The organism is Candidatus Avelusimicrobium sp., from assembly GCF_050873505.1.
Classification (GTDB): domain Bacteria; phylum Elusimicrobiota; class Elusimicrobia; order Elusimicrobiales; family Elusimicrobiaceae; genus Avelusimicrobium.
In genome coordinates this window covers 102,913-122,006 of record NZ_JBNMIY010000003.1, presented here as the reverse complement: position 1 = coordinate 122,006, position 19,094 = coordinate 102,913, and the positions used below count along the sequence as shown (strand labels likewise).

The window sequence follows — 19,094 nt, the reverse complement described above, 5'->3', positions numbered from 1 at the left end:
TATATGAATATGAAATATCCGTTTTTACTCTTACTGCCGCTCGTGCTAGCGGGGTGCCATAAGGATTCCGCACCCGTGCAAAACCTGCCCGCCGCCCGTATTGGCAAGCAAACCATTACCGAGCAGGACATTAACGACCGCCTGCCGCTCCTGTCCGCCGAGGACAGGGAGTTTGCCAAAACTCCGCTGGGCCGCCAAAATTTGGTGCAAATCATCACGCGCGAAAAACTAATCGCCGCTGATGCCCGCGCCACGGGGATAGCAGATTCGGACGAATACCGCTCCCTGCTGGCTGACAAACGCGCGCAACTGGACCAAATTTATAATGAATTTGCCGCCGACACATTAGAACGCCTTTGGTACCACAAATTAGAGGAAGAGGGCGCCCTTTCCGTCAGCGACGGCGAGGTGGATGATTACTTTAAAAAGTATCCCTACGAAATGACGATTAAGCAAATTATCGTGGATAACGCCCAAACCGCCGACCAAGTTTTGCGCACCTTAAAGTCTTCCCCCTCGCGCTGGAAGGAAATGGAGCGGCAATACAGCATTGCGCCCGACGCCTTAAAGCAGTTTTCCTTTATGCCGGGGGAATACCTGGATAATATCGCCGTCATTGCGGCCAACTCGCCCGCCGGAAAACCGCAGGGCTTCTTCAAAACGGCGCAGGGATTTCATATAATAATGAAAACAGGGGAACGCCGCCTGTCCAAAAAAGACGCCGAACCGCGCATACGGGAAGTGCTGAAAAACAAAAAAACGGACGACGTGCTAGACTCTTTAAAAAATAAATACGAGGTTGTAATCTATGAAAAAAGCGAATAAGTTATTTCTCGCCGCATTACTGGCGGTGTTGGGGATGAATTTACAAGCCAAGGTGATGGAATCTTCCGTCGCCACGGTAAACGGCCGGCCCGTGCTGGCTTCGGAGTATGACAATTACTTGGAAGGCGTTGTGGAGCAATACAAGGCCGCCGCGCCGGACTTTTTAAAACAGCCCTACGCCCAAGATATTTTGGGCCGCGAGGTGTTAAAGGAACTGATTTCCAAGGAACTGTTGTACCAGGCCGCCGAGGAAGCCAAAATTCAGGTAAAGGATTCCGAACTGGATGCCGGATTAAATGAAATTAAAGCCCGCTTTATGGTGGACGAAACCACCGGCAAGCAGGATGCCAAAGGCGCAGACAAACGCTTTACCGAAGCGCTTAAAAAGCAAGGGATGAGTTTAAAGGCGTACAAAAATAAACTTTCCAAAGATATTGCCGTGCGCAAATTAATGGAGCAGAAACTCCAAGCCACCGTTACCCCCGTGGAAGAGGCCGACGCAAAAGCCCTCTATGCTAACGTGGAAGCGGTAATGAAGAACAACACCAAAAAAATCAAAGCGCTTGAAAAAGAAGACCCCGTAAAACTCAAAGAAGCGCAAGCCATTGCCGCCAAATTAAAACAACTCACCGGCGAACAAGTGCGTATCGGGCACATTTATTTGGCCACCACCAAGGATATGAAACCCGAGGAAATCGCCAAAAAAGAAGCCTTGGCCAAACAAATTAAAAAAGAATTGGACGGCGGTATGGACTTTTCCGTGGCCGTTAAAAAATACACCGAGGACAAAAACGCCCTCGCCAGCGGCGGCGATATGATTTTGATTAAAGGCATCGCCCCCAAGGCCATTGACGACAAAGCCTTTACCTTGGCCGTCGGTAAAGTAAGCGACCCGATTAAAAGCGAAGTCGGCATCCACATTATTAAAATTAAAGAAAAACGGGCCGAACGCTCCATTTCGTACGAAGATATCTCGCGCGATTTGGCCCAGTATTTGGCCCAACAGCGCGTACAAGCCGCTATGGGCAAATACATTGAAGAATTGTACGACAAAGCCGACGTAAAGGTTACGAAAACCTTTGAATCGGACGCGCTTTTAAAAGAAGAAGCCGCCAAGCAAGCCGAAGCCAAAAAGGCCGAAGTTAAAAAATAATTCTTGGCAAAGCCATACAGATAGTTATAAAATAAAAGGGCAACTTGCTGCTTTTTCCCGAAACTTTATTTTGGAATACGGTATGAAGCCCATAGTTTTGATTACCGCCGGGGACCCGTTGGGGATTGGCCCGGAGGTAACAGTAAAATCTTTAAAGAACCCGCTCGTACAGCGCGCGTGTCTCCCGGTAGTCATCGGGGAACCCACCTCGCTGGTGCGTGCGGGTTTTTCGGATAAATTGGCCCGCTTGATTGCTATTGACGCTTCCGCCCCCCTGCCGGATAAACCCGTTCCGTCCTTTGCGGGTGGGGAAACTTCCTACAAGGCGGTGGAACTAGGCATTAAACTGGCCCTTAAAACCAAAAGTCCGCTGGTTACGGCCCCCATCAACAAACAAAGTTGGGCTCTGTACGGCGTGCCCTACACGGGGCATACCGAACTGCTGCGCGAGCGCGCAGGCAAAGAAGGACTAATGATGTTTGTCAGCGGGAACCTGCGCTGCGGGCTCGTAACGGAGCATTTTGCTATTGCGGACTTGCCCCGCTTGCTGACAAAAGAGCGCATTGTAGAGTCTGCCATACACTTTAACCGCGCCTTAAAGCAACTGGGTATAAAAAGCCCCCATATCGCCGTGTGCGCCTTAAACCCGCACGCAAGCGACAACGGCAAATTCGGAACTGAGGAAAACGAGATAATTTTGCCCGCAGTAAAAGCCCTGCGCCGCCACAGAATAAAGGCCGACGGGCCCCTGCCCGCAGACGCCTTATGGTTGGCCCACGCGGCTGGGAAATACGACGGGCTTTTGTGTATGTATCACGACCAAGCCCTGCTGGGCCTAAAACTGGCCGCAAAAAAGCCGATTGTACATATTACGGCGGGGCTTAAATTCCTGCGGGTTTCCCCCACCCACGGCACGGCCTTTGACATTTCGGGGCAAAACATTGCCAATCCGTCCAGTATGACGGACGCGCTTTTGTTTGCCGCCGCCCGCGCCAAACCACCCAAAATATTTTAATTAAAAAGAAAAATTTACCCCGCGGCATAAGTTTTTCCGCGGGGTTGCCTATTTATAAACCTATGGAAGTTTATAGTAATCTATACGGTCATTACTGACACTATGACTATAAATGCCTCCTAAACTTTTGCATACCTTGGTTGATATAGCGTCCCCGGCCCCACATAAACGTAAATCATTAGAAACAGGATAATATAAGAGTGTATTTCGCAAAGAATGACAATATACAGTCAAAGACTTCCCGTGTCCTGTTCCGTCATTTAACACACACTCTTGTTCATTTCCTCGTACTGCTTTTTTACTCTCGGATAGACTCCACCCTACTGGGTAATCAATATCCAAGTCCGTAAAATCAAGAGTATATGTTCCGTTGGCTAAAAAATACAGTTCTTCTGCTCGGAAAAAAGCATCAGCCAAAATCTGGCTTTGTGCATAACGGCTTTTCAGCACAGCCACTTGATATTGCGGTACGGCCACCGCAGACAAAATGCCAATGATGAGGACAACTACCAAGAGTTCAATAAGCGTGAACCCTGCGGTAGCCGTGTGAAAAGTATTTGCCGCACGGCCTTCCCTAGCAATGTTGTTGTTGTCATCCCCGAGGAATTTAGTCGGGGATCCGTTGTTGTCGTTGCCTTTTTTAAATAACGACAGATTCCCGACTACAACTCTCGGGAATGACGCCACTAGTGCAAGTAGCCGCACGGCAAAAGTAATAAACTCTTTCATTTTTTTCTCCTTGTTAAGGCCTTTATATTTGAGCAAAACGGCCTTTTATACGCATTTTTATACGGCGGATACATCCGGGTATGTCCACCGCAATTTATCAAAATTTTAACAAAAAAAAAAAACGAAACAACCCCTTTACAGAGAACGACGGAAAAGCAACAACGAACGACCCAAGAAATATTTTTCGCCGTCATTCTGAACTTGTTTCAGAATCCAGCGAAAGAGAGTCAAGGCTCGGCTGGACCCTGAAATAAATTCAGGGTGACGGCAACAGCAACACCCAACAACAGATTCCCGAACGCTCCGCGCCGGCCAACACTCGGGAATGACGGCAAAGGCAAACAACGAGATCCCGGAACCCTGCGGGCCGCCCCCTAGCGGGCCGCCAGACCTTCCGGGATGACGCCCCCTGCGACCCGGCCAAGCACGCGGAGAAAACGCTCCGTAAATTGCAAACTTTCACCCCTCGTAAATTTGTTACAATTAGGTATGGCGCAAATTATCCATTTTGACGAAATTGATTCCACCAATACCTATTTAAAAAATAATTGCCCGCACCTGGCGGACGGAACCGTCGTTTGCGCCGACAGACAAACCGCCGGACGCGGCCGCTTTGACCGCAAATGGATTTCCCAAAACGGCGGGCTGTATTTTTCCGTATTGGTAAAACCGCAACAAACCGATTTTTTACCTAATTTCACGCAACTGATGGCGGTATGCGTTTGCACCGCCGCCGAACAACTGGGCGCCAAGGCTTGGCTCAAATGGCCTAACGACGTGCTTGCCGAAGGGAAAAAACTCTGCGGCATTTTAAGCGAAGCCGTGGTAACCTCTTCCGGCATTGCGGGGGTGGTTATCGGCGTAGGCGTCAACGTCGCGCAGGAAAATCTAGCACACGTCGGCCAGCCCGCCATATCCTTAAAGGAACTCGGCATAAACATCACCAAACAAGATTTTTTGCAAAAAGTATTAACGCTTTTTTGGCGGGACTACCCCGCCGTAGCGCAAAGCGGATTCGCTGTAATCCGCCAAGCCTACGAAGAACGATTTCCGTACATTGGTAAACAAATATCCGTTAAAAACGGCGCAGCGCCCGTCAGCGGAACGGTAAAAGGCGTGTCCCCCCGCGGAACGCTCCTTTTAAACACCGCCCAAGGCCCGGAAGAAATATATATAGGAGACCTTATTGTATGAGTGCAGACAATCTGTTAATGCAATCCGTCAATATTACCGTTATCGGTATGTTGATTGTTTTGGCGTTTCTCACCCTGCTGGTCGGCATTGTGAAAATGCTGGGCTGGTTGGTGCAACAAATGGAAAAGTATTTTCCGCAAACCGCAGCCGCTGCGGCCGATAATGCTTTAATCGCTGTGGCCATTGCCGCCGCAAAGAGATTTCAAACTAAATAATTTAGGGGACTTATTATGAAAAAAGTAAACTTTATGCTCACCGCGTTCCGCGACGGCTTTCAGTCCGTCTATGGGGCGCGCGTACTGACCAAGGACTTCTTGCCCGCGGTGGAAGCCGCCAAACACGCCGGCATTAACCATATGGAATTCGGCGGCGGGGCGCGCTTTCAGGCGTTGTTCTTTTACTGCAACGAAAACGCCTTTGATATGATGGACTCCTTCCGCAAAGTGGCCGGACCGGATGCTAACCTGCAAACCTTGGCCCGCGGCGTAAACGTGGTAGGCTTGGAAAGCCAATCCTCCGACGTTATTAACGCCCACGCCAAATTGTTCAAAAAACACGGCACCACCACCATCCGCAACTTTGATGCGTTAAACGATGTAAACAACCTCATTTACTCCGGTAAATGTATCCACAATGCGGGCCTCAAACACGAAGTTACCGTAACGATGATGTCCTTGGCTCCGGGTTGGGACCATACGGGCAAAATCCACACCGAAGAATTTTACGAAAAAATCCTCCGCCAAATTTTGGATTCCGGCGTTCCGTTTGACTCCGTCTGCTTTAAAGACGCTTCCGGCACGTCCACCCCGGCAACCGTCGGCAAAACGATTGCTATGGCCCGCAAACTCCTGCCCCAAGGCACCAAGATTGCGTTCCACACGCACGAAACCGCGGGCAACGCCATTGCCTGCTGCTTGGAAGCCATCCACGCGGGCGCGGACCAGTTGGACCTCTCTATGCAGCCCGTTTCCGGCGGTACCTGCCAGCCCGATATTTTAACGATGTGGCACGCCCTGCGCGGCACCGATTACACCTTGGACATTGACCCGCAGAAAATCCGCGAGGCCGAAAATGTGTTCCAAGATTGTATGAGCAAATACTTCTTGCCGCCCGAAGCCACCAAGGTCAACCCGATTATTCCGTTCTCCCCGCTGCCCGGCGGCGCATTGACGGCCAATACCCAAATGATGCGCGACAACGGCACCTTTGACAAATTCCCCGAAGTGGTAAAAGCGATGGGCGAATGCGTAAAATTGGGCGGTTTCGGCACGTCCGTTACCCCCGTTTCCCAGTTCTATTTCCAACAGGCTTACAGCAATGTAATGTTCGGCCCCTGGAAGAAGATTACCCCAGGCTACGGCAAAATGGTTTTGGGCTACTTCGGCAAAACCCCGGTAGAACCCGATCCGGCCGTAGTAAAGGAAGCCAGCGAACAGTTGGGCTTGCAACCCACCACCAAAACGCCGCTTGAAATCAACGACGCGGACCCCAAGAAAGGGTTAAAGGTGGCGGAAGCCAAACTGAAAGAAGCGGGCTTGCCCGTTACGGAAGAAAATGTCTTTATCGTGGCCACCTGCGCCGACAAAGGTATTATGTATTTGAAGGGTGAAGCAAAAGTGAACGGTATCCGCTGGGCCAAAGACGTAAAGCCTGCCGCCGCCAAAGAAGACGGTGCGGTAAAGGTAACCGTAAACGGTCAGGCCTATGAAGTCGTCTTTGACGGTAACGACGCCGTAGTAAACGGCAAACGCTATGCGGTTTCCACCGCCGCCAGCGATGCCAAGGCGCCTGCCAAAGCCGCTTCTACCGGTGCGGGCGCGGAAGTGAAATCTCCGCTTCCGGGCGCGGTGTTGCGCTTGTCCGTAAAAGACGGCGACCGTGTGAGCGAAGGCCAAGAAATCTTGGTGCTGGAAGCAATGAAGATGGAAACCCCGGTTTCCGCTCCGGCCGCCGGCGTCATCCACTTGGCTGTAAAACAAGGCGACCAGGTGCAGACCGGCCACAAATTGGCCGATATTAAATAAGAGGCTACCCTATGGATATCTTGCAAGCATTAAACCAAGTTTGGCAAACCACGGGGATTTACGCTATCTCCTGGCAGCAACTGACGATGATTGCCGTCTGCTGCTTCCTGCTGTGGCTGGGGATTAAAAAGCAGTTTGAACCGCTTTTGCTCGTCCCGATTGCCTTCGGCGGTCTGTTGGCCAATATTCCTATGCCCCCCGGCGAAGCCATCGCCGGGCCTGCCGGGTTCTTGGGTATTGTGTTCAACTTCGGTATTAATTCCGGGCTCTTCCCGCTGTTTATCTTTATGGCGGTAGGCGCAATGACGGACTTCGGCCCGTTAATTGCTAACCCGAAAATGGCTCTCTTGGGTGGCGCGGCGCAGTTTGGTATCTTCGCCACGCTTATCGGCGCGGTGGCGTTAAGTTACATCCACATCGGCGACAGCCAACTGTTTGCCTTCGGCCTTAAAGAAGCGGCCTCTATCGGTATTATCGGTGGGGCGGACGGCCCGACGTCCATTTACCTTACCACGCGCTTGGCGCCCGATTTGCTGGGTGCTATTGCCGTGGCGGCGTATTCGTATATGGCGTTAGTGCCGATTATCCAACCGCCCATTATGAAACTGCTGACCACCAAGGAAGAACGCACGATCCGTATGGAACAGTTGCGCCCGGTGTCTAAACGGGAAAAAATCCTGTTCCCTATCGTAATTCTTTTGATGTGTGCGCTGTTGTTGCCCTCGGCCGCTCCGCTTATCGGTGCGCTGACCTTCGGCAACTTGGTAAAGGAATCCGGCGTAGCGGAACGCTTATCCAAAACCTTGCAAAACGAATTCTGCAACATCGTTACCATTTTGCTGGGCTTGTCCGTAGGTTCCAAACTGCAATCGGATAAATTCCTTACCACGGAAACCTTGGGTATTTTGGTGTTGGGTATTATCGCCTTCTCCGTAGCCACGGCTTCGGGCGTATTGTTGGCGAAACTGATGAACTGTTTCAGCAAAACCAAAATCAACCCGCTTATTGGTTCCGCAGGCGTTTCTGCCGTGCCGATGGCGGCCCGCGTTTCCAACAAAGTCGGTTTGGAATACGATAAAACCAACTATCTGCTGATGCACGCAATGGGCCCGAACGTGGCCGGCGTAATCGGCAGTGCAGTGGCGGCAGGTGTGCTCCTGGCGTTGCTGGGCAAATAAGTTTTTAAGCACACAGAAAAAGCCCCGGGCAAAAACCCGGGGCCTTTTTATATATGGGCGGCAAATTATTTTATTTTCTCTTGCAAGGCCTGCGCAAGCAACGGCACGGGCATTTCGTGCTGTTCTCCCTCACACAGGACCATTTTTACGGCAGAATCCAAGGGCCGCCAAATGGCAATATTTTCCTTACAATTTTGATAGACGGCCACCGTTGGAATATGCAGGGCGCACGCCAAATGCACCCAAAAGGTATCGGGCGTAAGAAGCACGCTGGCCTGTTGGGCTAGTGCAGCAGCCTCAAAAACACCCGCTGTAAAGGTAACCATATGGGGTAAAAGGGCTCGCCCATTTAACCATTTTCTCAGTTTAGGCTCTTGCCCCAACAACACAAAAGTATCCTTCGGGAAAAGCGCGGCCAAGCCAAAAATCTGTTCCGCCGAAAAGGAGCGGTGCCGGCTGGCCGCCAGCGGATTTACCACGATTAACCGCCCACCGTGTGGCAAGGCAGATACAAAATGCTGTGCCACCGCTTTCGCCGTTTCCGGCACCTGTATTTCATACGATGTATCAAACGCGCCCTGATAACCCAAATAGCGCAAACAAGCTTCGTAGCGTGCCGTAATATGGCAAGCGGCTAAATCCAAGGGTTGCGTCAGGTTATAAAGCGGATATTTTTCCCGGTTAAAGCCAAAGGCCCAGCGCGGTTGTAAAACCTTTAAAAAGGTAAGCGACGCGAGCGTCGGTTTTTCGTCCAAATCCAAATACAAATCGTATTGTTTGCCACGCAATTTAAACCCGCACGACATTAGCGAGGCTAATCCTTCCGTCGCAAAATAAAGGTTAGAGACTGCCGGATTGTTCCGCAAGATAAGCGCGTTGCTTTTACCCGCCACTATATCTATATCAGCCGTCGGGAACAACGCTTTTAGGCAACGCAACAAAACGGACGACACTAACGCATCGCCCAATTTATTATCGTTGCGCAAGAGTAAAATTTTTTGCACCTTTTGCGGGTTATATGCGTCCGAAAAGGGCGCATGGCCCAACAATTTGGCCGCCCATTTACCCTTTTGCTCCCGCAGGTAATTGTTCCGGCGGTTGTTCCACTCTCTAAACGTCATACGGAAAGTTTTACTCCTTTTTGGGGGCACAAGTGCGCCAACGCACATTGGGAACAAAGCGGTTTGCGGGCGTTACACACTTGGCGGCCGTGCAAAATAAGCGCAATCGCCAGCCACCCCCAATATTCATACGGGATAATTTTGGTTAAATCTTTTTCTACCTTTACGGGGTCTGTCTGCTTGGTAAGCCCCAAGCGGAAAGCCAGCCGCTTGACGTGCGTATCCACCACTATTCCCGCAGGCTTTTTAAAGTAATCGCCCAGCATTACGTTGGCCGTTTTGCGCGCCACCCCGCGCAGGGAAAGCAAGTCGGCCATATTTTGCGGTACTTCGCCGCCAAAAACTTCGCAAATGCGCTTGGAACTTTCAATTAAAGACAATGCCTTGCTGTGGTAAAACCCGGCGGAGCGGATGATTTCTTCTACCTCTTTTAAATCCGCCGCGGCCAAGTCCTGTACGGTAGGGTATTTTTTAAACAAATGTGGTGTAATTTGGTTCACCCGCGCGTCCGTGCATTGGGCCGACAAAATAACGGCGCACAGCAACTGCCACGCGTTGCCGTGGTGGAGCGGGATAACGTGCTTGGGGTACAATTTTTTAAGGGCCGCCAGCAACGCTAACACGTCCGTTTTTTTAGCGGGCATCGCTTACCCCCGTTTTGGCATAAATATAGCAACCCGCCAAAATCAGCAAGTTTACCAAAATAATCGTCGCCCCCGAGGGGATATTAAACAAAAAGGATAAATACACCCCCGTCCACACGCTCGCCACGCCAAAGCAGGCCGCGCACCACAAAACCTGTTTAAAGGTATGGGAAATTAACAAGGCGGACACGGGCGGAATAATCAGCATCGCCGAAATGAGGAAAATTCCCACCACCTTAAAGGCCAGCACCACCGCCACCGAGGTAATTACCACCAAAGCCGTATTAATCAGCCGTACGGGCACACCGCGCGTACGGGCGAAAGGTTCGTCAAAGCAGGCGGAAGTCAAATCGCGGTAAAAGAACCGTAGTCCGCACAGTACCACGGCGAGTAAAAGGCCGCATAAAACGGCTTCATCCCAAGATACCGTTAAAATACTGCCGAACAAATAGCCAAGCAAATCGGTGTTAAACCCACCCGCAAGAGCCGTAATCAGCAAACCGACCGACAACCCCGCCGCGCTGACAATGCCGATAGCCGCATCGCCGTAAATTTTAAACTTTTGGGTAATCTTCATAATCCCCAAGGAAGACAACACCACCACCGGCACCGACATATACACCGGGTTCGTGGCGGTCAACAGGGCTACGGCTACGCCCGTCAGGCAAACGTGGCTCATCCCGTCGCCGATTAAGGACAAGCGTTTTAGCACCAAAAATACGCCGATAAGCGCGCAAGCCGCGGCCACCAAACTGCCCGCCAACAGCCCGCGCTGAACAAACCCGTAGGTTAAAAATCCGCTCATCATTTTTTTGCCTCCCCACACGCGCACCCCAGCGGGCAATGCCCGTGGTTATGCAAATGGTCAATGGTATGCTGGGCAAAGGGGCCGATTTTTTCGGCCACCGCTCGGGAGTGGCAAAACTCTTCTTTGGTACCGTAAAACACCAAGGTTTTATCCACATACATAAATTTGGAAATATATTTGCCCACCTCGCCCGTATCGTGCGTAATGAGCAAAATGGTTACACCGTGCTTGCCGTTTAACTCGCCCAGCAAATCAAAAAATTTCTCGCGCGACGATGCATCCAAGGCCGTGGACGGTTCGTCCAAAATCAGCAGTTCCGGGTTGCTTACCAGCGCCCGCGCCAGCAAAACGCGCTGTTGCTGGCCGATAGACAAATCGCCGAAAATCCGTCCGGCGTATTCGCGCGTGTGCGTTTTTTGCATAGCGGTATAGACTTCCTTTAATTCGCCGACAGACACCCCGCTCCCGCGGTGGTTGGAAAGACCCATCAGCACCACTTCTTCGGCCGAAATCGGGAAACGGCTCTGCGCCACGGGGCTCTTTTGCGCCAAATAGCCTATTTTATGCCAATCCTTAAACGCATTAATCGGCGTACCGAAGAGTTTTATATTGCCCTCGCCTTTTTCAAGTCCGAGTAAAAGTTTTAGGAGTGTAGTTTTTCCCCCGCCATTGGGGCCAATCAGCCCCACATAATCCCCCGCGTTAATAGTGAAGGACACCTTATCCAGCACCGGCACGCGCACATACGCAAAGCGTAAATCTTTGGCTTCTATCACGCTTGGCATTTAAGCCCCCTTTGCAAATTTTCCAAATTGCGCTTCATAAAATCAATATACGTAATATGGTTATCAAAATCCTGCTTGGATACGCCCTCCACCGTGTAGAGCGGCAAAATCTGCGCGCCCGTTTCCCCGGCCACGGTTTGCGCCAATCGCGGGGACAGCGTTTCCTCGGTAAAAATAGTTTCAATACGATGTTTTTTAATCAAATCCACCACGCCCGCCAGCCGACGAACCGAGTGCTCCCCGTCGTGCGACGTACCCGCTAAGGCAGTTAAGGTAAGCCCGTATTTTTTTGCAAGCCGTTCAAAGGCCAAGTGCCCGATATGTACCACCTCGCGGCTTTGACAAGCGGACAGGCCTTTTTTATAAGATTCGTCCAAGGCGGTTAATTGTTCGTTAAATTTGGCTAAATTTTGCGCCAAGGTTTCCGCCTGTTCGGGCCACTGCCCCGCCAAGGCTTCTTCTATCGTTTGCGCCATTATACGCACATTATCAAAATCCATCCAAATATGCGGGTCCGCGCTTGCGGGCACGGCGATAGCGGCCTTTACCACCTGGGTATTTTTTCCGGCCCCGGCGGCAATGTCTTTGGCCCACGGCTCAAAAGCATCCGAAACATACACAAACACCTCCGCTTGGCGCACCGCCACCAACGCACCGGGCGTAGGTTCAAAGGAGTGCGGCTCGGCATTGGGGGGTAGTAACATAGCGATATCCGCCAAGTCCCCCGCCAGTTGCCTTGTAAGCGTATAGGCCACATAGCCGGACGTTACCACCGCCAATTTCCCGTCGGATTTTTTATCCGCGGGCTTCGGCAGCCAAAAGCACAGCCCGGCCGCCACAATAACAAACAAAACGATTATTCCCAGTTTTTTCATCTTACTTTCCTATATACATATATTATACGAATTCCCGCACAAAGGCGGACGGCGCGCCGGAATTTACTATAATGTAAAAAAGGAGGAGTATTTTATGAGTTATGTGTTGGCGTTGTGTTTGGCCCTGTGTTGGGGCACCGCTTTTTTAGCGACTAAAAACTTTGTAGAAGTATTACCGCCCTACTGGGGAACCTTCTTCCGGGTGTTGGCGGGTTTGGTGTTTTTCATCGTGCTGTACGTCATCCAGCGCAAGAATTTGAAATGCCCCATTAAGCAACTTTGGCGCCCGTGGACGATTGGGCTATTGCTGATTTTACTGCCGTTTGCGGCTATTTCGTGGGGCCAGCGCTTCGTCGCGCCGACGATTGGCGGTATTTTTAACGGGACCGTGCCGATATGGTCCTTTATCGCGGGGGCCATTTTGTTAAAGGGCGAGGACCGCTTTACCTGGCGCAGAGCCATCGGCGTTACGATTGGTATGCTTGGCCTGCTCGTCATTATGCGCCCGATGATTGCTGCCGCGCAGTTGGACGCCAGCCCCTTGGCGCTTTACGGCTGTGTGGCCTTTTTGATTATGGCTTGGTCGTACAGTTTGGGCAACGTGCTCACTAAAAAAATTATGGTGGACAGCAACGCAATGACAATGGAAGCCAACACCTTCCACCAGTATCTCTTTGCGGCGGTAGTGCTGTTAATCATTAGTTTCTTTGCAGAGCCTGTTCCCCCGGCCTCGGCCTTTACGACAAAAGTAGTTTTATCCATTATCAGCGCGGGTGTGTTTTCTTCCGCGGTGGCTTTCCTGTTAATGGTAGCCTTGATTAAACGCTGGGGCGCTACGCGTATGGCCTCGGTAACGTATTTCACCCCGGTAGTAGCAATGGCCAGCGATATGATTGCCTTTGGCCGTATGCCGACGGGAGCGGAAATCGGCGGGTTGTGCTTGATTTTTGTCAGTTTGATTTTAATCCAAAAGAAAGTTGAGCCCGAAGCCAAATAAGTTTTATTTTGAAAACGCCGCCGGCTACTAACCGGCGGCTTTTTTATTTGTTTATTTCATTAAAAGCGTCCAAACTGGAACTGCGCACCTCGGTTGGCACACAAATATTGCCCACAAGCCGCCCGTTGCATTTAGGCGCATTAGCACTTTGGCCTTTTTGGCTTTTAGCGGGCTCCACACGTTGCAAAGCGGGCGCGTTTAATACCTTTTGCGTTTGGCGGGCATACTGTTTCAGCACCGCCGCCGTCAGTACGGCTACGATAACTACCGCCAAGAGTAAACCGATTAGTCCCATCCCTTTTTTATTCATAAAAACTCCTTTTTTGCTATTGTAGCAAAAACTTGCAGAAAAGCCCCTTTTCCTATTGATAAATGCTACAATAAAATGGGGGAGAAAATCTCTACAAATAATCAGGGTGAGGTATTTATTATGACGCAGAACTTATCTTCGTCTGCCTTGGTCAAACCTTTGGCCAAAGACATACACGCCGAAGCGGATATTCCGTCCGGCTACGGCAAAACGGAAAGTTTTTTACTTCCCAAGGACCCGGCTTGGATGTTCCTGTTTTGGGAAATCACCCCAAACACATTAGACTATCTTAAAAGCCAATACGGGGAAGACACCTTAAAATCCGCCCGCACCGTTATCCGCTTGCACGACGTTACCGGGGTGGAATTTTTTGACGGCAAAAACTCCGTTCAATATTACGATATGCCCGTCATTTTTGAGGCGCGCAGTTGGTACATCAACGCCCCGCAATCCGGCCGCACCTACTTGGCCGATTTGGGCTACGTTACCGCCGACGGTAAATTTATTTTGGTTTCCCGCAGCAATTCCACGCCTGTGCCGCCCGGCAAAGTGTCCGATATTATTGACGACAAATGGATGGTAGTGGAAGGCGACTTCCAAAAACTCTTAAAACTCTCCGGCGCGGATTACATCGGCTTGGGAGCCAGCGAACTGATGCACGTCATCGGCCAACGCTGGAAACTGACGGAACTGACGCCCTCCGGCGCGGCCAAGTCTTCCTGGTCCTCGTTTGCCCTGCACTTGGATAAAGTACAGCCCGAGGATGAAGACATTTGGCTCAATGCTGATTGCGAAATTATCATTTACGGTTCCGCCTCCAAAAACGCCATTGTGTCTATTAATGGAAAGGATATTGAACTGAAAGAAGGCAAATTCTCCATCCGCCAGCACTTGCCGGCGGGCAGCGTAGTGGATTTGCCCATTAAAGCGCGCAACGCCAAAGGCGACAAGACGCGCCAAATCAACATCAAAGCCCTGCGCGAACAAGGAAAATAATATGGGAGAAGAAAAAGGCTATTTGGCGCTGGTGCTCCACGCGCACCTGCCGTTCATCAAACACCCGGAATACCCGGACTTTTTGGAGGAAGACTGGTTCTACGAAGCAATGGTGGAAACGTATATCCCCTTGCTTAACGTATTTGAAAACCTGACCGAAGAAGGCACCGATTTCCGCCTGACAATGTCGCTCACGCCGCCCTTGTGCAATATGATGGAGGACCCGCTTCTTATCAACCGCTTCCGCCATTATTTAAACCAACGTGTGGAACTTTCCCAAAAGGAAATCAACCGCACCCAAGGCACCGAATTTGAGGGCGTAGCGCGGATGTATTACAACAAGTTCCGCCGCTATCAGGATTTGTTTGAAAACCGCTACCACGGGCACGTTTTACAGGGCTTTAAAAAGTTCCAGGATATGGGCAAGTTGGAAATTATCACCTGCTGCGCCACGCACGGCTATTTGCCCTTAATGGTACACAAAGAAAGCGTAAACGCCCAAATTAAAATTGCCGCCAACGATTACAGAAGCCGCTTCGGCCGCTCCCCGCGCGGAATTTGGCTGGCCGAGTGCGCCTACAACCCGGGCGACGATAAATTTTTGCGCGATGAGGGCATCCGCTTCTTCTTTACCGAATCTCACGGTGTCCTGCACGGTACGCCGCGCCCGAAATACGGCATTTACGCCCCCGTGTATTGCCCGCAGACGGGCGTAGCCGCCTTTGCCCGCGATATGGAATCGGCCCAACAGGTATGGAGCGCCGAATCCGGCTACCCGGGCGACCCGCGCTACCGCGAGTTTTACCGCGACCTCGGTTACGACTTGGACTACGACTATATTAAGCCGTATCTCCACTCCGACGGCGTCCGCCGCAATATCGGTATGAAATACCATAAAATTACCGGCAAAGTAGCCCTGAACCAAAAACAGGCCTACAACCCGCAGGAAGCGCGCGAAGTAGCCGCCCAGCACGCCGGGAACTTTATGTTCAACCGCCAAAAACAGATTGAATATTTAAGCACCATTATTGACCGCAAGCCCTTAGTCGTTTCTATGTACGATGCGGAACTCTACGGCCACTGGTGGTACGAAGGTATTGATTTCTTGGAATACCTGTTCAAAAAGATTTACTACGACCAAAAGGATATCAAACTGGTTACGCCGAGCGAATACTTGGCAATGTACCCCGAAAACCAAGTAGTGCAGCCGTCTATGTCCTCTTGGGGCGATAAGGGCTACCACGATGTATGGCTCAACAGCGGCAACGATTGGATTTACCGCCACTTGATTAAAGCCGCCGAACGGATGATGGAACTGGCTAACAAGTTCCCTAACGCGGGAGGGCTCTTGCGCCGGGCGCTCAACCAACTGGCGCGCGAACTGGTGCTGATGCAATCGTCCGACTGGGCGTTCTTAATGACCACAGGTACGGCCAAGGAGTATTCCACCAAGCGCACCAAGGACCACGTCAAGCGCTTTAACGAACTCTACGAGCAAATCCAAGGCAACCGCATAGACGAAGGATACGTCTATGACCTGGAACAAAAGGACTCTATCTTCCAGCAAATGGATTATAACGTCTATTCCTCGGCCGCCAAGGAAGCGGTGCTCAAAAAATACCAATAAAAGCAGTTTTTGTCCCGGAACCCGGCCCCCACAGGCCGGGTTCTTTTTTCTACGGCGGGTCTAGGTCCAAAGGCCCAGCCTGCATTAGGTCCAAAGACTCTTTCGTCCCAGGTTCATATTTCTTAAACTATAAATATGAAAAACCTAATGTATGCTTTAATGATAGTCTCCCTAGGGACGACTATGTCCTTTGCCCAGAACGCGGGTAAAGAAATCGCCACCGGCGTCAAAACCGCCGAAAAAGTGGTTGCTGGGGTAACCAGAAATGCCTCCAAAGGGGTTGTTAAAGTTCCGGTCAAATTTAAAGCGCCGAAAGTGCCCAAATTTTATGTACCCGCCTTTAACGCTACGCCGGTCTTGACGATTCCTGCCGTCGGCCACGCGCACGCTATGACGGACGAAAAAGTAATTTTGAACCAAGTACACCAGGCCACCCAAGAAACCAGACAAGCCTATACCTTGCTTACTACCTTAATGAAGGACCCTATCTATTATATTACCAAGGAAGAAGGACAACAAGCGGGGTTGGCCCTTATTGACCAAACCGTTACCAATAAAAGTTTGCGCACTTTTCTGCGCACCGATTTGTTGGCGCGCGATGTACATATGCTGGTAGAAGATTTAATCAACTATTATACCTTGTCCCACACCCCGGTTTTAAAATGCACCCCCGGTATGGAAGATTTACTTCATATGGGCGGCAAGGAAGCCTTTGTAGATACCGCCTTTGACTACTTGCTTACGCACCCGCATAAAGTAAACTTGAAACTGCGCCATATGATGCAAAGCAAGTTGGTAGCCAACGAAACCAAGGGCGTTATCCAGCACTTTATCAATATGCCGGACCCGGCCGCCGCCTCCGGGGCTGAAAAAGCCACCCTTCGCGGTGCATTGGCTGATGCTTACACGCAATATGCCCGCGGCGTACAAGGCGCCAAAGAGGCTCCCAACACCAAAGAAACTGTGATTGTCTATGCCCGCACGCTGGCCGATTTGCAAGAGTTCGTAAAAGCCAATGGCCGCCTGCCCAAATGGAACACCTCGGACAGCAACGAACTGATGCTCTTTACCCGCACCGAAACCTTAATGAGCGACGACCGTGCGAACCATTTTGAACCGGTTGTCAAGTTCTCGTCCCAAATCAAGGCGTTGTTTGCCGAATACGCCCCTGCGTATCCGACCGAACAAGAAACTTTAACCCAGTTGAGAGCGTTTATTAACAAGAACCACCGCTTCCCGCAGAGCCTCCCGGGCAACTCCGGCGTATCCGATGAAGAAGCCTCCTTGTATGATGCTTTACTGCACTGGCTGATTAAAGGGAACAGCCCCTTCCAATCGGCAATGAACGAAATGGTAAAAGGTTTGTAATTCTCCTCCCCCGGCCCAAAACCGGGGGTTCTTTTTGCCCGCAAAAAACCGCCCAAGGGAAATTCCCTCAGGCGGTTTTGTTATCCACTTGGCAACTAAAATATTATTTGTATTCCAATTTTACCAATTTGTATTTTTTCGGTCCGCGCGGCAAAATGGCTTCAAAGGTTTCCCCTTCTTTTTTGCCTAACACCCCGTTGGCCAAGGGCGACTTGACGGACAAGAGCCCCTTTTCGGGGTTGGACTCCATAGAGCCTACCAACGTATAGGTAAACTCAATGCCCGCCGCTTCGTCGCGGATGGTTACCGTAGCGCCAATGCGGGCTTCGCTTTTATCCACAGTCAAATCATCCGTAATTTGGGCGTTGCGCAAACGCATTTCCAACTCTTGGATGCGGATCAGCGTTTCCGCCTGTTTTTCCTTGGCGGCGTGGTATTCGGCGTTTTCCTTCAAGTCCCCCTGCGCGGCGGCTTCCCCGATTTCGTTGGAAAGTTCCGCCTTTAAATTTTTCAAATCTTTCAGTTCATTAACCAAAGCCTCATATTTCTTGCGGCTTACATAAAATGCTTCTTCCATAGTATAAACTCCTTAACAGACGTCCCTATTAGTGTACTATTTATCCAGTTGGTTTTCAACCTTGCCCGCATTTTCTTGCTATAATAAAATTATGAGGAACGCCCTGCTTGCTCTACTTTTTCTGGTTATCTTCGGGCTGCCGGCCCGGGCGCAAAACGACCACGTCCGCATTGCCGAGCAAAACGCCCCGGCGATTGTCGCCGTCAACGTCATCAAGGCGGATGGCTCCACTTTTACGGGCACGGGCTTTGTCCTCACGCCGGACGGCCTCGTGGCCACCACCCGCCACGTTACCAAGGACGCCCTTTATATCAATTTAACCTTTAATACCGGGGCCGTATCGGGCGAAGCCGTCCCTGTTGCACAAGCGGGCAATGTGGATTTGGCCCTTTTACAAATTCACGCCAAAAATTTACCGCACGTTACCGTCGTATCGTCGGACGATGTACTGCCCGGGCAAACCATTACGGTAATCGGCAACCCGCGCCGTCTGCAAAACACCATTTCTTCGGGCCTTATCAGCCAAATCCGCAAAAAGGCCGACGGCGTACTTTGGCACCAAATCAGCGCGCCGATTTCCCCCAGTTCCAGCGGAAGCCCCGTTTTTGACCACAACGGCAACGTAATTTCCGTCGTCTTCGGCAGTTACAAGGGCGAAGGCAACCAAAACTTAAATTTTTCCGTGCCGTCCAATTACCTTATCCAACTGGTAAAGGCCGCTGGGCTAACCCTGCCTCCGTCCGCCGAAGAAGAAGCCGCCCAAGCCGCCAAACCGGCGCAAGCGGACAATCCTATTTGGGCGCACCTCAAAAAGTCGTGGGCCATTTTAATGCGCCTTATCCACGCAAAATAGCCCTTGAAAAAATCC

21 protein-coding genes are annotated in these 19,094 nt (G+C 51.0%); 13 read left to right on the top strand and 8 right to left on the bottom strand.

Translation table 11 applies throughout. The features are described from left to right. Window positions 1-9 precede the first annotated feature (9 nt). The 3 genes from ACR0QV_RS02560 to ACR0QV_RS02550 all read left to right on the top strand — a co-directional run bounded on the left by ACR0QV_RS02560 (window position 10) and on the right by ACR0QV_RS02550 (window position 2,993). Entirely contained in the window at window positions 10-825 is an 816-nt protein-coding gene (locus ACR0QV_RS02560) for a peptidylprolyl isomerase (RefSeq protein ID WP_432634415.1), read from the top strand. Further along, window positions 809-1,978 (top strand): peptidylprolyl isomerase, encoded by a 1,170-nt coding sequence (locus ACR0QV_RS02555; RefSeq protein ID WP_432634414.1) that lies wholly within the window; start codon window positions 809-811, stop codon window positions 1,976-1,978. The genes ACR0QV_RS02560 and ACR0QV_RS02555 overlap by 17 nt, the downstream gene beginning before the upstream one ends. A gap of 82 nt (window positions 1,979-2,060) precedes the next feature. Then, entirely contained in the window at window positions 2,061-2,993 is a 933-nt protein-coding gene (locus ACR0QV_RS02550) for a PdxA family dehydrogenase (RefSeq protein WP_432634413.1), read from the top strand. A 60-nt stretch (window positions 2,994-3,053) separates the two neighbouring features. Here ACR0QV_RS02550 and ACR0QV_RS02545 read toward each other — a convergent pair whose 3' ends face one another. After that, window positions 3,054-3,722: a type IV pilin protein gene (locus ACR0QV_RS02545; RefSeq protein WP_432634412.1), complete on the bottom strand. Its 669-nt coding sequence runs from the start codon at window positions 3,720-3,722 to the stop codon at window positions 3,054-3,056. 80 nt (window positions 3,723-3,802) lie between these two features. Between ACR0QV_RS02545 and ACR0QV_RS02540 the strand changes: the two genes are divergently transcribed. The 5 genes from ACR0QV_RS02540 (at window position 3,803) to ACR0QV_RS02520 (ending at window position 8,118) form a co-directional block, all read left to right on the top strand. Further along, a complete protein-coding gene (locus tag ACR0QV_RS02540) occupies window positions 3,803-3,976 on the top strand; it encodes a hypothetical protein (RefSeq protein ID WP_432634411.1) in 174 nt (57 codons plus the stop codon). A gap of 235 nt (window positions 3,977-4,211) precedes the next feature. Further along, window positions 4,212-4,916 (top strand): biotin--[acetyl-CoA-carboxylase] ligase, encoded by a 705-nt coding sequence (locus ACR0QV_RS02535; protein ID WP_432634410.1) that lies wholly within the window; start codon window positions 4,212-4,214, stop codon window positions 4,914-4,916. Then, window positions 4,913-5,131 carry an OadG family protein gene (locus ACR0QV_RS02530; protein ID WP_432634409.1) on the top strand — a complete coding sequence of 73 codons (219 nt, stop codon included), beginning with the start codon at window positions 4,913-4,915 and terminating at the stop codon, window positions 5,129-5,131. The genes ACR0QV_RS02535 and ACR0QV_RS02530 overlap by 4 nt, the downstream gene beginning before the upstream one ends. A gap of 15 nt (window positions 5,132-5,146) precedes the next feature. Then, a complete protein-coding gene (locus tag ACR0QV_RS02525; RefSeq protein ID WP_432634408.1) occupies window positions 5,147-6,940 on the top strand; it encodes a biotin/lipoyl-containing protein in 1,794 nt (597 codons plus the stop codon). Window positions 6,941-6,951: 11 nt separating this feature from the next. Beyond that, window positions 6,952-8,118 (top strand): sodium ion-translocating decarboxylase subunit beta, encoded by a 1,167-nt coding sequence (locus tag ACR0QV_RS02520; protein ID WP_432634407.1) that lies wholly within the window; start codon window positions 6,952-6,954, stop codon window positions 8,116-8,118. A gap of 65 nt (window positions 8,119-8,183) precedes the next feature. On the opposite strand, the gene ACR0QV_RS02515 is transcribed toward ACR0QV_RS02520, so the two are convergent. From ACR0QV_RS02515 to ACR0QV_RS02495, 5 genes are read right to left on the bottom strand one after another with little or no spacing between them, the layout of a single operon-like run. Continuing rightward, the gene (locus ACR0QV_RS02515) at window positions 8,184-9,239 is read right to left on the bottom strand and encodes a glycosyltransferase family 9 protein (RefSeq protein ID WP_432634406.1); all 1,056 of its coding nucleotides are present in this window, start codon (window positions 9,237-9,239) and stop codon (window positions 8,184-8,186) included. Next, entirely contained in the window at window positions 9,236-9,883 is a 648-nt protein-coding gene (gene nth, locus ACR0QV_RS02510) for an endonuclease III (RefSeq protein ID WP_432634405.1), read from the bottom strand. The genes ACR0QV_RS02515 and nth overlap by 4 nt, the downstream gene beginning before the upstream one ends. After that, window positions 9,873-10,688, bottom strand: a complete 816-nt coding sequence (locus tag ACR0QV_RS02505; protein WP_432634404.1) for a metal ABC transporter permease — start codon at window positions 10,686-10,688, stop codon at window positions 9,873-9,875. The genes nth and ACR0QV_RS02505 overlap by 11 nt, the downstream gene beginning before the upstream one ends. Next, entirely contained in the window at window positions 10,688-11,476 is a 789-nt protein-coding gene (locus tag ACR0QV_RS02500; RefSeq protein ID WP_432634403.1) for a metal ABC transporter ATP-binding protein, read from the bottom strand. Before ACR0QV_RS02500 ends, ACR0QV_RS02505 begins: the two co-directional genes overlap by 1 nt. Then, window positions 11,464-12,351, bottom strand: coding sequence for a metal ABC transporter solute-binding protein, Zn/Mn family (locus tag ACR0QV_RS02495; RefSeq protein WP_432634402.1), 888 nt, complete (start codon window positions 12,349-12,351; stop codon window positions 11,464-11,466). The genes ACR0QV_RS02500 and ACR0QV_RS02495 overlap by 13 nt, the downstream gene beginning before the upstream one ends. A 94-nt stretch (window positions 12,352-12,445) precedes the next feature. On the opposite strand from ACR0QV_RS02495, the gene ACR0QV_RS02490 reads away from it, so the two are divergent. Next, window positions 12,446-13,348 carry a DMT family transporter gene (locus tag ACR0QV_RS02490; protein ID WP_432634401.1) on the top strand — a complete coding sequence of 301 codons (903 nt, stop codon included), beginning with the start codon at window positions 12,446-12,448 and terminating at the stop codon, window positions 13,346-13,348. 43 nt (window positions 13,349-13,391) lie between these two features. On the opposite strand, the gene ACR0QV_RS02485 is transcribed toward ACR0QV_RS02490, so the two are convergent. Continuing rightward, window positions 13,392-13,658 (bottom strand): hypothetical protein, encoded by a 267-nt coding sequence (locus ACR0QV_RS02485; protein ID WP_432634400.1) that lies wholly within the window; start codon window positions 13,656-13,658, stop codon window positions 13,392-13,394. Window positions 13,659-13,778: 120 nt separating this feature from the next. Here ACR0QV_RS02485 and ACR0QV_RS02480 point away from each other — a divergent pair, with 120 nt between their 5' ends. The 3 genes from ACR0QV_RS02480 to ACR0QV_RS02470 all read left to right on the top strand — a co-directional run bounded on the left by ACR0QV_RS02480 (window position 13,779) and on the right by ACR0QV_RS02470 (window position 17,649). After that, the gene (locus ACR0QV_RS02480) at window positions 13,779-14,654 is read left to right on the top strand and encodes a DUF4912 domain-containing protein (protein ID WP_432634399.1); all 876 of its coding nucleotides are present in this window, start codon (window positions 13,779-13,781) and stop codon (window positions 14,652-14,654) included. A gap of 1 nt (window position 14,655) precedes the next feature. Continuing rightward, the gene (locus ACR0QV_RS02475) at window positions 14,656-16,281 is read left to right on the top strand and encodes a glycoside hydrolase family 57 protein (RefSeq protein WP_428053747.1); all 1,626 of its coding nucleotides are present in this window, start codon (window positions 14,656-14,658) and stop codon (window positions 16,279-16,281) included. A 135-nt stretch (window positions 16,282-16,416) separates the two neighbouring features. Beyond that, window positions 16,417-17,649: a hypothetical protein gene (locus ACR0QV_RS02470; RefSeq protein WP_432634398.1), complete on the top strand. Its 1,233-nt coding sequence runs from the start codon at window positions 16,417-16,419 to the stop codon at window positions 17,647-17,649. Between the two features lie 103 nt (window positions 17,650-17,752). On the opposite strand, the gene ACR0QV_RS02465 is transcribed toward ACR0QV_RS02470, so the two are convergent. Then, entirely contained in the window at window positions 17,753-18,226 is a 474-nt protein-coding gene (locus ACR0QV_RS02465) for a GreA/GreB family elongation factor (RefSeq protein WP_428053744.1), read from the bottom strand. Between the two features lie 91 nt (window positions 18,227-18,317). On the opposite strand from ACR0QV_RS02465, the gene ACR0QV_RS02460 reads away from it, so the two are divergent. Then, entirely contained in the window at window positions 18,318-19,079 is a 762-nt protein-coding gene (locus ACR0QV_RS02460) for a trypsin-like peptidase domain-containing protein (RefSeq protein ID WP_432634397.1), read from the top strand. The last annotated feature ends 15 nt before the right edge of the window (window positions 19,080-19,094 follow it).